Source organism: Draconibacterium mangrovi, assembly GCF_010586825.1.
In the GTDB taxonomy this organism is placed as follows: domain Bacteria; phylum Bacteroidota; class Bacteroidia; order Bacteroidales; family Prolixibacteraceae; genus Draconibacterium; species Draconibacterium mangrovi.
This window is the reverse complement of sequence record NZ_JAAAGB010000005.1, coordinates 290771-304490: the sequence shown is the minus strand read 5'-3', so window position 1 is coordinate 304490 and position 13720 is coordinate 290771. Positions and strand designations below refer to the sequence as shown.

10 protein-coding genes are annotated in these 13720 nt (G+C 42.8%); all 10 read right to left on the bottom strand.

The window, feature by feature from the left end:
- Window positions 1-181: 181 nt before the first annotated feature.
- The 10 genes from G4420_RS14670 to G4420_RS14625 all read right to left on the bottom strand — a co-directional run bounded on the left by G4420_RS14670 (window position 182) and on the right by G4420_RS14625 (window position 13715).
- Window positions 182-1303, bottom strand: coding sequence for an aldose epimerase family protein (locus tag G4420_RS14670; RefSeq protein WP_163324684.1), 1122 nt, complete (start codon window positions 1301-1303; stop codon window positions 182-184).
- A 19-nt stretch (window positions 1304-1322) separates the two neighbouring features.
- Window positions 1323-2990 carry a ribulokinase gene (locus tag G4420_RS14665; protein ID WP_163324683.1) on the bottom strand — a complete coding sequence of 556 codons (1668 nt, stop codon included), beginning with the start codon at window positions 2988-2990 and terminating at the stop codon, window positions 1323-1325.
- An 89-nt stretch (window positions 2991-3079) separates the two neighbouring features.
- Complete coding sequence (locus G4420_RS14660; protein WP_163324682.1) at window positions 3080-3763, bottom strand: L-ribulose-5-phosphate 4-epimerase; 684 nt, start codon at window positions 3761-3763, stop codon at window positions 3080-3082.
- A 17-nt stretch (window positions 3764-3780) separates the two neighbouring features.
- Window positions 3781-5460 carry a sodium:solute symporter gene (locus tag G4420_RS14655; RefSeq protein ID WP_163324681.1) on the bottom strand — a complete coding sequence of 560 codons (1680 nt, stop codon included), beginning with the start codon at window positions 5458-5460 and terminating at the stop codon, window positions 3781-3783.
- A gap of 34 nt (window positions 5461-5494) precedes the next feature.
- Window positions 5495-7006 carry an L-arabinose isomerase gene (gene araA / locus G4420_RS14650; RefSeq protein WP_163324680.1) on the bottom strand — a complete coding sequence of 504 codons (1512 nt, stop codon included), beginning with the start codon at window positions 7004-7006 and terminating at the stop codon, window positions 5495-5497.
- A gap of 45 nt (window positions 7007-7051) precedes the next feature.
- Window positions 7052-7732, bottom strand: coding sequence for an NUDIX hydrolase (locus tag G4420_RS14645; protein WP_045028179.1), 681 nt, complete (start codon window positions 7730-7732; stop codon window positions 7052-7054).
- A gap of 318 nt (window positions 7733-8050) precedes the next feature.
- On the bottom strand, window positions 8051-10189 hold the full coding sequence (locus G4420_RS14640; protein ID WP_163324679.1) for a family 43 glycosylhydrolase: 2139 nt from the start codon (window positions 10187-10189) through the stop codon (window positions 8051-8053).
- Between the two features lie 8 nt (window positions 10190-10197).
- Complete coding sequence (locus G4420_RS14635) at window positions 10198-12003, bottom strand: M61 family metallopeptidase (protein ID WP_163324678.1); 1806 nt, start codon at window positions 12001-12003, stop codon at window positions 10198-10200.
- A gap of 140 nt (window positions 12004-12143) precedes the next feature.
- Window positions 12144-12863 carry a Crp/Fnr family transcriptional regulator gene (locus tag G4420_RS14630; protein WP_163324677.1) on the bottom strand — a complete coding sequence of 240 codons (720 nt, stop codon included), beginning with the start codon at window positions 12861-12863 and terminating at the stop codon, window positions 12144-12146.
- Window positions 12864-12881: 18 nt separating this feature from the next.
- On the bottom strand, window positions 12882-13715 hold the full coding sequence (locus G4420_RS14625) for a M90 metallopeptidase family protein (protein ID WP_246241643.1): 834 nt from the start codon (window positions 13713-13715) through the stop codon (window positions 12882-12884).
- Window positions 13716-13720 lie beyond the last annotated feature (5 nt).

The window sequence follows — 13720 nt, the reverse complement described above, 5'->3', positions numbered from 1 at the left end:
TCGGGATTAGTTCAACTATCAGATTACAGTTCGTTTCTCTCCTGTAATCTGGGTCTCACTGAATAAAAACAAAAAGGAGGTTGAAATCAACCTCCTTTTTTTAGGTTCTTCCTGCCTGCTAAAACAAATCAGAACCTTTAACTAACTATTAATTAACTTAAAACAAAAAATCTTTCGTTTTCTATTCTTCAACACCAAATTTGTAGATACAAACCGAATAGTACTCATCACCCGGATTTATAATAACACTTGGAAATTCAGGCTTATTAGGACTATCAGGGAAGTGTTGTGTTTCTAAACAGAATGCACTTCTGAAATCGTATTTAATATCTTCTTTTCCGGCAGTTCTTCCATTAATGAAGTTACCGCCGTAAAACTGAATACCCGGTTCGTTGGTGTATACTTCCAGTACTCTACCCGACTCCGGATCAACAACTTTTGCAGCCAAAGCGCTTACGTCATTCTCTGTATTTAAAACCCAGTTGTGGTCGTATCCACCTCCAACTTTTAACTGCTCATCATCAGCTTCAACACGTTCGCCAATGGCTGTGGGAGTAGTAAAATCGAATGGTGTTCCGGCAACGGCAGCCAACTCGCCTGTTGGGATTAAACCCCCATCAACAGGAGTATAATAATCGGCATTCAGATACATCACATGATCGTTGATAGAAGTTCTTCCACCGTCTTTTAAGTTGAAATACGAGTGGTTGGTAAGATTCAATACCGTTTTCTTATCAGTAGTGGCAAAATATTCAATTTTCAGTTCGTTTGCCGCTGTTAACTGGTATTTCACTTTTACGCTTACAGTACCCGGATAAGCGGATTCCATATCAGGCGAAACCAGGCTAAAAACAACTTCCGTGTCGCTCAGCTGCTCAGCATCCCAAACCTGGCGGTGAAAACCATTGGTTCCACCATGCAAATGATTCGCGCCATCGTTTTTCTGCAACTGGTATTCAACACTGTCAATTGAGAATGCAGCACCGCCAATGCGGTTGCCGTAACGCCCGATCACTGCTCCGTAAAAATTCTCCGGTTTTTCCACATAATCTTTACCCGAACCGTAACCAACTATTACATCTGCCAGCTCGCCATTTTTGTCGGGGGTATACAAACTCACCACCCTTGCGCCAAAGTTGGTCAACTGACAAACAAGGCCGTTATCGTTTTTTAGGCTGTAAAGCTCAATGGGTTTCCCATTGTTATCAAACGCAAAATCTTCGCTTGATAGTCCCACTGAGGCTTCTTTCTGCGCACAGCCAAAAACCATTAAAACTAAAGCCATAATTCCTAAGTACTTCATAGGTTCTATTTTTTGGTTATTAATTCAAATCAAATTCAATAAACTTACCCAGTTTGTTGTATTTCTCGTAAAGCGCTTTGTATTTCTCCACATTTTCAGGAATTGGATGGTATTCCATTTCAAATCCGCCACCCATTTTTGCCTGCGCTTCGCCAAGATTTTCGTAAACACCGGCTACAACTGCTGCTGCCATTGCTGTACCCAATGCACAAGCCTGTTCCGAACGAGCCACTTTAATTGGCATATCCAGTACATCGGCAACAATTTGCATCACCAGTTTCGATTTTTTCGCTACACCACCCAGTGCAATCACACCATCGATGCGGATTCCCTCAGAAATAAAGCGGTCGTTAATGGCTTTTGAACCAAAAGCAGTAGCTTCAACCAGTGCACGGAAAATACGTGGTGCATCCGATCCAAGGTTCAAACCGATAATCGCTCCTTTTAATGCCTGGTTGGCATCCGGAGTACGACGACCATTCATCCAATCGAGTGCTACGATTCCACTTTCAGCGATTGGAATTTTCTCCGCTTCCTGGCTCAATTTTGCGATAATCTTACCTGAAGTTTCATCGATCAGCTTTTTCTTGGTAGCCTCATTGATCAAATCAGAGTCAGCTAAAATATTTTGCATTGGCCACTCCAGTAAACGGCGGAACCAGGCGTAAATATCGCCAAATGCCGATTGACCGGCTTCCAAACCTAACATACCCGGAACGATCGATCCGTCAACCTGACCACAAATACCGCTTACCAGTTTATCACCCACTTCTTCAAGCGGCGCGATCAACATATCGCAGGTTGATGTACCCATAACTTTCGACAAGTGATAAGGCTCGATTTGAGCACCAACAGCACCAAGGTGAGCATCGAAAGCTCCTACCCCAATTACCACATTGGTTGATAAGCCTAATTTCTTCGCCCACTCTTCGCTTAGCGTTCCTGCCGCTACATCGCAGGTATATGTTTCTTTAAACAAACGGTCTTTTAATCCGCTTAACATTGGGTCAAGCTGAGTCAGGAATTCTTCTGATGGCAGACCACCAAAAGCCTCGTGCCACATGGCTTTATGCCCCGCTGCGCAACGGCTTCTTTTTAATGTTTTTGGATTTGTATTTCCGGTAAGAACTGCCGGAATCCAGTCGCAATGCTCAACCCACGAATAAGCTGCACGGTAAACACCTGCATCTTCGCGCGTTACATGCAATAATTTGGCCCAAAACCACTCTGACGAATAAATTCCACCTTCGTATTTAGTGAAATCGATATCCGATTTTTTAGCCAATTCGTTAATTTCTGCTGCTTCTTTCACAGCAGTATGGTCTTTCCAAAGTACGAACATCGCATTTGGATTTTCTTCAAAACCCGGAGTTAATGCCAGTGGTGTACCTTTTTCGTCGACCGCTACCGGAGTCGATCCGGTGGTGTCAACAGAAATACCCACAACATTTTCGGCCACACCTTCAGGAGCTTGTTTCAGCGCCTCAACGATGGTGTATTCCAATCCTTCTAAATAATCTTTCGGATGCTGACGAAACTGGTTGTTTGGCGCGTCGCAATATTCTCCTTTTTTCCAGCGCGGGTATTCAAACACAACGCTTGCTACCTCTTCGCCGGTCTCTACGTTTACGATTAGTGAACGAACCGAATCAGAACCATAATCCAGTCCAATTGTATATTTTGCCATTTCTTTTGATTTAAAAAGGAGCAAAAGCCGGTGGAGAATTCACTTCTCCACCAACTTTTCGTCCTTTAATTTTTGTAACTGATGGACAATTACTGTCCGTAGTATGCATTTTTACCGTGCTTGCGCAGGTAATGCTTATCTAATAAAAATTGATCGATCTCAGCTCCCGGAGTTAACTGTAAAGTAGTGTGCGCCATTTTTGCCACTTCTTCCATAACTTTTGCATTATGAACGGCACTATGGGCACTTGTTCCCCACGAAAACGGGCCGTGGTTATTTACCAGAACTCCCGGAATTGCCACCGGATCAAGTCCCCCGAAAGTTTCCACAATTACGTTTCCGGTCTCCTCTTCGTATGCTGAAGTTACCTCCTCCTCTGTAAGTTTACGGGTACAAGGAATTGCACCGTAAAAATAATCGGCATGTGTTGTACCCAAAGCAGGAATACTTCTTCCGGCCTGCGCCCAGCTGGTTGCCCAGGCCGAGTGCGTGTGTACAACTCCCGATATTCCTTCAAAAGCTTTATAAAGCACCAGGTGAGTTGCGGTGTCGCTCGATGGTTTCAGATTTCCTTCAACCACATTCCCTTCCATGTCAACAACCACCATATCGCTGGCTTTCATATCTTCGTACGAAACTCCGCTTGGCTTAATTACCACCAAACCTTTTTCGCGATCGATAGCACTCACATTTCCCCAGGTAAAAATTACCAGGTCGAGTTCAACCAGTTCCAGGTTCGCTTTAAAAACTTCTTCTTTTAACTGTTCAAGCATAATTTATTCTTTTTATTCTACCAGAAGTAGATGTAAAACGCTACTGTCAATCCAAGGATAACAGCGGTATGGAATACATCCCAGCCATTCCAGCTGGCGCGAGTAGCAGCTTTTTGCTCCGGTGTATTAGTTCCGAATACCAAGCCCTGAATTTTTTCGGCACTTGGCGCTTTGGTTAACAAACTTACAACAATAACCACTACCAAACATACCAACAACATCCATCCGCAGAAGAACAACCAGTTCATATCGAAAAACAGGCTTTTAAACAAGTTGTCGGCTGCTCCCTCTACATTCTCGTAATACACTTTGGCACCCAAACGGGTAATACCAATTATAAATCCTGCCATCAGTCCCCAGAATCCACCTTGGGCTGAAGCACGTTTCCACGTAATACCCAACAGGAATGCTGCGGCAATACCAGGAGCCAGAACGGATTGTACGTCTTGTAAGTATTCGTAAAGCACATCGCCAATACTTCTCATAATCGGAATCCAAAGGATACCCAGAATTACGATTACAACTGTTGCAACCTGACCAATTTTAACAAGCTTTTTCTCCGGAGTTTCCGGTTTGAATCGTTTGTAGAAGTCGATGGTAAACAACATCGCCGAAGAGTTAAACAGCGAAGCCAGCGAACTCATCAAAGCAGCCAAAATACCACAAACTACCAAACCTTTAATACCGGCAGGCAGCAACTGGGCCACCAACGACGGGAAAGCAGCATCGGCACTTGGCAAGGTATATAATTCGCCGTTCAGCATTACGTTTCCTTTGGCACTCATTGCATAAGCAATCATACCAGGAATAAGGAACAGGAATACCGGTAACAATTTCAGGTAAGCACCAAAGATTGTACCTCTACGTGCATGTTTTTCGTTTTTACCTGAAAGCACCCTTTGCACAATAAACTGGTCGGTACACCAATACCAGAAACCAATGATACTGGAGCCGATTAAAGCACCCAGCCATGGGAAATCGGCATCGCGGTTGTCCCTGATCAGGTTGATCATACTGTCGCCATATTCGTTAACCTGGGTTGCACCAGCAATTTCCAGAACCTGATCCCAGCCACCAACAGCTTTTAAACCAAGCACCACAATTACCAGCGATCCACCAAGCAGAATAGGTGTTTGAAGTACCGAGGTGTATAACACCGATTTCATTCCTCCGAAAATGGTATAAAGCGCAGTTAACAACACCAAACCAATAGCCGAAATCCAAAAGAAATCGATTCCCCACATGGTTTCGATACCAAAAACCTGCTGGAATACCAATCCTCCGGCATAAACCGTTACCGCAACCTTTGTAAGTACATAACTTACCAAAGAAATAAGTGACAGTACTGTTCTTGACTCGGGATTATATCTGCGTTCCAAAAACTCGGGCATGGTAAGCACCATACTTCGTGAATAGAACGGTACAAACACCCAGCCGAGAATCAAGATCATCCATCCCTGAATTTCCCAGTGCGCCATTGCCATACCACTTGAGGCACCGGCACCGGCCAATCCAATAAGGTGCTCTGATCCGATATTCGAAGCAAAAATCGAAGCTCCAATCGCAATCCACGAGGCATCACGTCCTGCCAGGAAATAGTCGCCTGAAGTTTCTTCTTTCTGACTTAAAACCCAAACGATAATGCCGATAAGTGCAGCACCAAACAGGCCAATTACAATCCAATCTAGTAATTCCATAAAAGTTGATTTATTTTTTTGATTTAGTTTCTAATTATAATCCTTTGGCCAAATGATAGTAAAGATCGTTCCAGCGCAGTTCTTTTTTGAACGTAGGAATGGTAGTGTCTTTGTCGATTACTACAGCTTCGATTCCTGCAATTTCAGCAAAGTCCAGTAAGTCTTCAACAGAAAGGTCGTAAGAGAAGCTGGTGTGGTGTGTACCACCGGCCAAAATCCATGCAGCTGCACCTACTTCGAAATTAGGTTGTGGAATCCAAAGCGCACTTGCTACCGGTAATTTTGGAAGGTCTTTTGATTCGATACAATCTACTGCGTTAATGATCATACGGAAACGGCTTCCCATATCTACTACTGTAGCGGCAACACCAGGTCCCGTTTTACTTTTGAAGATAACACGTGCAGGATCGTTTTTACCACCAATTCCCAATGGAAGTACATCAAGAGTTGGTTTGCCATCGGCAATTAACGGAGAAACTTCTAACATGTGTGCCTGTAGAATTGAACTGTTTTCACCATCGAAGTTCAAAGTATAATCTTCCAGGAAAGAGCATCCTTTATAGTCTGGCATTTCCTGGCTCATAAACCACATCGTACGGCATAAAGCTGCAGTTTTCCAGTCACCTTCAGCACCAAATCCATATCCGTCAGCCATTAAACGCTGCGACGCTAAACCTGGCAACTGATCGATACCTTCCAAATCGTCGAAGTTAGTTGTGAAAGCTTTCGCTCCTTTTGCTTCTAACAGGCGACGCAAAGCAATTTCAATTTTAGCGGCATGCGCTACCTGCTTCCGATCTTTCCCCCCCTCTTTACAGCTATCCGCAAAATTGTATTCTGCTTCGTAAACTTTTACCAATTCAGCAACTTCTTCGTCTGTTACTTTATTTTGTACGGCAACAAGCTCGGCAATAGGACAGTAATCTACGTGATATCCGAAAACTCTTTCAGCATCTACTTTATCACCATCGGTAACTGCCACGTTGTTCATTTGATCGCCAAAACGCACAATTAACATATCTTGCGAATCAGCCCATGCAGCAGCTACGCGCGCCCATGAAGAAACCTGTGAAACGGTTTTAGGATCCTGCCAGTGACCTACAACCATTTTCAGGTTGTAACGCATACGTGCGGTAATGTGACCGAATTCCCGGTCGCCGTGTGCACTCTGGTTCAAGTTCATGAAATCCATATCGATTTCGTTCCATGGAATTTCTTTGTTGTACTGAGTATGCAGGTGCAACAATGGTTTGTTTAATTCTTTCAATCCATGGATCCACATTTTTGCAGGCGAGAAAGTGTGCATCCAGGTAATGATACCAATACAGTTATCATTGCTGTTTGCATCTTTACAAATCCGGTGTATTTCTTTTGATCCGGTTCCTGTTGGTTTAACCACAACTTTTACCGGAATTTCTGTAGATGCGTCAAAAGCAGCAGCAATTTCTTTTGAATGCTCTGCAACTTGCTCCAATGTTTTAGGTCCGTAAAGGTGTTGGCTACCTGTTACAAACCATACTTCCATTTCTTTTAATGTACTGCTCATATTCTTTGATTTTATTTTAAATGTATATATTACTTTTATATGCTTTTAAACTTTTACAATTCGGTCGAGACCGCGCTCTGTAACTTCGTTTTTACAGGTGTAATAAAAAGCACCTTTTTTCGATTCTGATAAATCTTTTTCATTCAGGCGCTCCAACACATCAAGTGATAATATTTTCTTTCTGAAGTTTCCGGGATCGAATTCACGCTGAAATATAGCTTCGTATAATTTGCGTAATTGAAGTAAGGTAAATTTATCGGCCAGCAGCTCTTTTCCTATTAAGCGATAGCCTGCTTCCTGTTGCAGTTTTACCAGTGCCTGTTCCACCATTTTGCCATGATCAAAGATCATTTCCGGCAATTCTGAAATGGGCCACCAATGTGCACCATTCTCTCTGACACAGGCTTTATCGTGTTCGTCCATTCGCACCAATGCATAATAGGCAAGACTAATTACCCTTGCTTCCGGATCGCGGTCGGGATTGGCAAATGCAGCCACCTGCTGCATAAAAATATCTTCAAGACCTATGGTTTGTTTTAATACGCGCTTGGCGGCATTGTCCGACGATTCTCCATCCTGAACAAATCCTCCCATAAGAGACCACGCTCCTTTTGATGGCTCAAAACCCCGCGGATAAAGCAACAAACAAAGTTCACCTTCGTCGTACCCCAGTATTACGCAATCAACTGCTACAAAATGCTTCGGATGTTTAGTATAATGTTTCATAGTAATATTGATGGAACAAATCTATAAAAGTATTTTTAACTTTTATTATTTAAGATCTGACAAAATGAATTTTTATGCTGAAAAACATAAATAAAAATCTTTGTCACGCCAAGACCACAACCAGCACAACAATTTAATTTTCTGATCTTTACAAATCATTCGCAAATTACGAATTTATCCTACAACCAAGCGGTTTATGTTTCTTCACCAAGTAGGTATTTAAATTCATTCTACTTAAAAAAGGAGCCAAAAAGCTCCTTTGTTACGAGTACTATGTACTATTATTTCTTAATTGAATCTCTTATACGATTAAGCCATTTATTTCAAAGCTGATTCGTGGTAAACCTTTGCAATCTCAGATTGCAACAAAGCATAATCATACATTTGAAAAGAAGCCATAAGTCCGGTGTAGAATTCACTTGCATCCGAAGCTCCAATCCTGATCTTTGCATTTTCAATTGCCGACGATAACAGCATATTTTGAGCAGTGTCCAACAAGCCATCCACATAAACCTTTTCCACTACCCCATCGAATGTTACAACAATGTGGTGCCATTTATTGGCTTCGGGAACTTTGTTATACGGCAAGTCAAAATGCCCGTCGAGATGAGCTACCGCCCCGTAGTTACTTTTATTGTAATGAACTGCGTTGTACGAATTGGCCAGGTAATGCGCGCTTCTGTCGCACCATGAAGCCAGACACTCGTCTCTGTCGCTTACTTCCGGGTTCTTCACCCAGGTAGAAACTGTAAAGGCACCGTTCCATTCTAAACTTTTTGGAACAGCAATTCCGTCCAATTCCAAAGCTCCTCCTGAGAATTCAATTGCCTTTGCTCCGCTTTCTTTATCGGCAACGATCTTTACATTTCCTTTTCGAACCAAATCGCCACCTAACGAACCAGCATTTGCCAGTTTATCGAACGATTTACCGGAAAGTGAATTTGCATCAAAACCAACAATCATGCTTTGTGAACTTGCTGCTCCCTGCTCATTTTCCGATGGTTTATTCACCAGGTTCAAAGGAATATCGAATGTTTCCTCGTATACTTTCATGTTCCACACCGCGGCGTATGTTCCGGTTTTTTCGGTTCCCTGAATGGTAAGTTTCACGAAGCGCGCCCTCACGTCATGATCGTCGATCATCGGGCTTCCCGGTATGCGGTTATCCGAGCGGTCGGCATATACTTCCCAATTTGTGTTATCGGTAGAATATTCAATTTTGTACTGATAATAGTAGGGAGAGAATTCAAACTGTGTGGCTATACGTTTAATGTTCTTTTCTTCGCCCAAATCAACCGACAGGCTTTGCGGAAAAGTATTGTCGGCAGCTTTCCACATGGTAGCATTGTCGTTATCAAACGCATAATCAGGCAAATATTTGTAATCGTAAGCCGGTGATTGCAAATGATAAAACGACGAAGCCGACGCAGTTGCCTTGTAAGCAATATCTTCCGGCACTTCACTCGGAATAAAAGCCTTGATACCTTTTTGCGATGGCACCACCGCTTTTATCGTTGAATCGTTTTCAAATATCATGCTGTCGATACACACCTGACGCGCCATTCCACCAGCAGTAAACGGAACATCGTGTTTGTGGTAAACGATGTAATAATCGTCGCCATTTTCCAGCACCGAGTGGTGTCCTGGTCCGTGAGTTGTTCCGTCTTCGCTGGTCTGTAAAATCGGGTTATTTTCTCCCGGAGTAAATGGCCCGTACGGATCGTTTGCGTATGAATACAACACCTTGTATGTTTCGTTGTGGCACGATTCGGCTGAGTACATCAAAATGTATTTATCACCTTTTTTCATCATGTAAGCAGCCTCGAAAGGATTTGGCGTTTGTACCAGCGGAATATTTGTGGAGTTTGACATTACATCCATAGTTTCTGCATTTAACTCGCCAACCGCATAACCGCTGTTGTAGTGCACCCAGGTTCCCCAGTAGCCATAAATGCGGCCATCATCGTCCTGAAAAAACTGAGCATCCAACGATGGAAACCCGTCGATCGGATAATTTTGCGCAATTACCGGTGTATCATCGTCGTGCAATTTTTCCCACGGGCCAACCGGCGAATCCGAAACATAGCCGTAAATGTTACATCCTGCCTGACAGTTCCCAAAATACAGGTAATAACGGCCATCTTCACCCTGCATAATATCGGGTGCCCAAAAGTTGCGCAGCGCCACCGAATTTAAAGTTGGCACTTCCATAATGTAGTTGTACCAGTTTTGCAGATCGCGACTATACCAAACAGTTGGTGCTCCCGATGCCAGCATTTCATTGTCGGTTGTGGCGTAGATATAAAAAATATCGCCAAACTTTTTAATTGTAGGATCGGCAAACCAACCGGGCAAAACCGGGTTAGAAATGTGTGTTGTTTTTTGTTCTGTTGCTTTATTTCCGCACGACGACAGGATAAAAACTCCCGCAATCATGCTCATTAGAAATTTCCTCATTTTCTTGTCTATTTTTCGAGAATCCAGCTCTCCAGTAATTGTTTTTGGTTATCGTTAATATCGGTTTTCACCTGCATTTTATAATCACACCATTCCTGTTCAAAAGTCGGGATGGTAAATTCTTTCTCGCCGCTTCTGCGTTTTACTTTCAGTGTAATTTCACCTTGTTTTTCAGGATGCGTTAACGAACCGATCAGCGCTTCATTTGCTGCTGTTCCGTTAACGGCAAGAATTTGGTCGTTTATACTCAGACCAATTTGCCATGCCGGCGAATTTCGGTCAATGTCGGTGATTTGCCAGCCCTCTCCAGGTTTTCGCAAAGTCAGTCCGAACGACACAGTTTTGGTTGGCTTGAGATTCATTTTTACCCCCACATAGTCCAGGTATTTCTGGTAATCCATAAGCTTTGTTGTTTCGGCGTAATGAAAAATCTCTTTCAGTGAACATCCGGCAATCGTTTCGCAAACTTCGCGGAATTCTTCGTCGGTGTAACCGCGGTTTTGCTTTTTATGGAAATCGTTATAAATGGTGCGCATTACATCTTCCAGCGACTTTTCGCCATCGGTTTCGTACCTGATCTTTAAATCGAGCAGCATGCCCAAGGCATTACCAATATCATAGTACGAAATGACAGTATTGTCAGTGTGGTTGTTCCAGTTGAAGAAATTGAGCCAGGTATCGTAACTTGCCTGACGGGCCGTTAAATGTTTACGTCCGTTGGCATTTTCGAAGTTGGCAATGGTTTTGCTGTAGGCGTCGAGCACCTCCTGCTGCGACATTAATCCGGCACGATTCAGCACCATGTATTCATAATAAACCGTCAATCCTTCGGCTACCCAAAGCATATTCGTGAGGTTTTCGTTGCAATAATCGAACGGCCCCAATTCAATCGGACGAATACGTTTTACATTATACAAATGAAAAAATTCGTGCGCAATAAACGCCAGCCAAGATTGGTAACCTTGACTGTTGGTAACATCGTAGTCTGAATTGGAAAAAACAGCCATTGAATTGCTATGTTCCAGCCCACCAAAGCCTTGATCCATGATCAGAAATGAATAGTGCGAATACGGAATATCACCCATTAAGTCAGTGGCACTTTTTACTACTCTTTTGAAATCACCGATGTATGTATCACGGTCAAACTCTGCCGGATTCTCCATTGATATGGTATATGGAATTCCATCCACCTCAAACGAAAGGATTTCCATATTTCCGGCAAGAATCGGGCTATCATAAAGCACATCGAAATCTTGGGCTCTGTAGATATGTTCTTTTTCGTTTAAACATTCCAAACCGGTTGTAACGGTCGACCACTCTTTATAAGGATTTACCTTTAGAACCACTGGCTTTTTTATCAATTTTTGTGAAAACATAAAAACACCGGTTGGCTGAATAAAAGCACGTCCGTCGTCCAACCACGGATCGGCAACCGAACGTTCGTAGGCATAAACATCGTACGATATTTTTACTCGTTTTGCGTCACCACTTTTTATTTGCCAGGTATTTAAGTCTGTTTTTGAAAATTTCAGCGGATTATCTTTTTCATCGCTGGCGGAAAAGCTGGTTACATTTTTGGCAAAGTTCAACATCCAGTAATAACCGGGCGTCCAAACAGGCATTTTTACTTCGAAATTTTGCACACCATTACTATTAAAATCCATTTCTACCTGGTAATAGTGTGTGTGCGGAGCATCCATCGAAACGGATGCAAAAACAGTGTCAGGCGTGTTTTGGCACATTGCAACTGCCGCTGCAAGTACAAACACTGTTATCAATATTATTTTCCGGAAATTCATTTTTAGATTATTCATAAGCAAGTTAATTAAGACAGGTTTTAAAATTAAGAAAAAGCCAGCCCTGCATTACACAATGGCAACCACAGGCACTGACTATCCCACCTAAACTTTGTTCTATGAAAACAGGAACTAACTTTATCTACTTCTTTATAAAATCAGATATTTGCAATTGCCTGCAATTTCTTCGTATCGAGAAATATTATTTTTCTTCCGGTAAGGTCTAACAGATTTTCATTTCTGAATTCGGACATTACGCGGATGAGCGATTCGGTAACTGTACCAACCATATTTGCCAGATCTTCGCGGGTTACGGCAATTTGAAGCGCATTGTGTTTATTAACTCCAAATTCGTCTTTTAAAATCAGCAGCATTTCGGCGGTACGTTCGCGCACGGTTTTCTGAGCGATATCGGTAATAAATGTGTTCGATTCACCCAGTTCTTTACACATAAACTTCATCATTCCGTGCGTAAAATCCCAGTTCTGTTGAAATAATTGCAATAGGATATTGTACGGAACGTGACACACCAAGGTGTCATCGTAGGCTTTTGCCGAAGTACAAGCCAACTCGTTGGTGAGCAATGAGCGGTAACCGATAAGATCGCCCTGCTGCGCAAATTTTAAAATCTGCTGCTTCCCGTTTCCTCCAATCTTATAGATTTTCACAATGCCTTTCAGAATAACGTACAAACCAGCATGCCTGCAACCTTCCCGGTAGATTACAGTGCGCTTTTTAAATGTTTTATACACGGAATTAAATTCCAGGTCGAGCAATTCGGTTTCTGACAATTTCCGAAACATGTGCATATCGCGCAATCGCAAATCGTCTTTTACGATTGATGCCACCCTACGTATTGGCTGAACGAGTATTTCCATATTAATTTCGTTTACAAGTTACTGCACGTATAAATTAACAGCAGCGTGGCACGATGGGCTATGCTCAAATTCGGGAAAATAGCGCCCCACAATTTCGTATAAATCAGGATCGTACTTTTTCATATCCGATCGGGTATTTACCCAATTGTGTTTTCCGTCAGTAGTCTCAACTTCGGCATTTACGTTAAACCAGTTTTGCACACCTTCGGCCCAATATTCCCAGATATTGGTGGCAGCATAAGTGTTCTCGTATTTTCCGGCAGCCATTGCGGCATCAAGCTTTTCCTGAAGTAAATCGTTAAATTTATCATCAAGCGGCATAATTCCAACACCGTGAATGGTGTGTGCAAATTCATGAATCAGAATATCCTCGGCATGGTATTTATCAATCTGGTAGCACAGCAGGTTTTCTTCGGCACAAGTTGTCAGCGGATCTTCCATAGTTCCGCCCAATCCGCGTGCACGAACATCCCAGTTTAGCGTTGTATCGTTGGCTAAATGTGCATGTTCAGGAATATCGGTTGTTCCTTCGTAACGTGCCATAATTCCAACGCGTGTATTCAGTTTTACCATCTGATCCAGCACTTCGGTTGGTAATCCGCCAGTCATAAAATCAATGATCTCGCAAGCCTTAACAAAAGCAGAATCGGGCACCCGATGCGAACTCATAATATGAATGCCATTTACATTGACATACTTTTTATAAAACGGATCGAGTTTCAGTTCTTTGGGCGGTTTTACAATTTCGTACTCCTTGGCCGGCACCTTGGCCGCCAAGCAGGAGAACGTCAAGATTCCGGCAAGCAATACCACCAGAATCTTAGCATTTTTATGAGCGAAAAAGTTAGTCATTACAG

Bases quoted from the DNA above. Each gene is read 5' to 3' on its own strand.
- G4420_RS14670 (WP_163324684.1), bottom strand. From the start codon at position 1,303: ATGAAGTACTTAGGAATTATGGCTTTAGTTTTAATGGTTTTTGGCTGT.
- G4420_RS14665 (WP_163324683.1), bottom strand. From the start codon at position 2,990: ATGGCAAAATATACAATTGGACTGGATTATGGTTCTGATTCGGTTCGT.
- G4420_RS14660 (WP_163324682.1), bottom strand. From the start codon at position 3,763: ATGCTTGAACAGTTAAAAGAAGAAGTTTTTAAAGCGAACCTGGAACTG.
- G4420_RS14655 (WP_163324681.1), bottom strand. From the start codon at position 5,460: ATGGAATTACTAGATTGGATTGTAATTGGCCTGTTTGGTGCTGCACTT.
- araA (WP_163324680.1), bottom strand. From the start codon at position 7,006: ATGAGCAGTACATTAAAAGAAATGGAAGTATGGTTTGTAACAGGTAGC.
- G4420_RS14645 (WP_045028179.1), bottom strand. From the start codon at position 7,732: ATGAAACATTATACTAAACATCCGAAGCATTTTGTAGCAGTTGATTGC.
- G4420_RS14640 (WP_163324679.1), bottom strand. From the start codon at position 10,189: ATGAGGAAATTTCTAATGAGCATGATTGCGGGAGTTTTTATCCTGTCG.
- G4420_RS14635 (WP_163324678.1), bottom strand. From the start codon at position 12,003: ATGAATAATCTAAAAATGAATTTCCGGAAAATAATATTGATAACAGTG.
- G4420_RS14630 (WP_163324677.1), bottom strand. From the start codon at position 12,863: ATGGAAATACTCGTTCAGCCAATACGTAGGGTGGCATCAATCGTAAAA.
- G4420_RS14625 (WP_246241643.1), bottom strand. From the start codon at position 13,715: ATGACTAACTTTTTCGCTCATAAAAATGCTAAGATTCTGGTGGTATTG.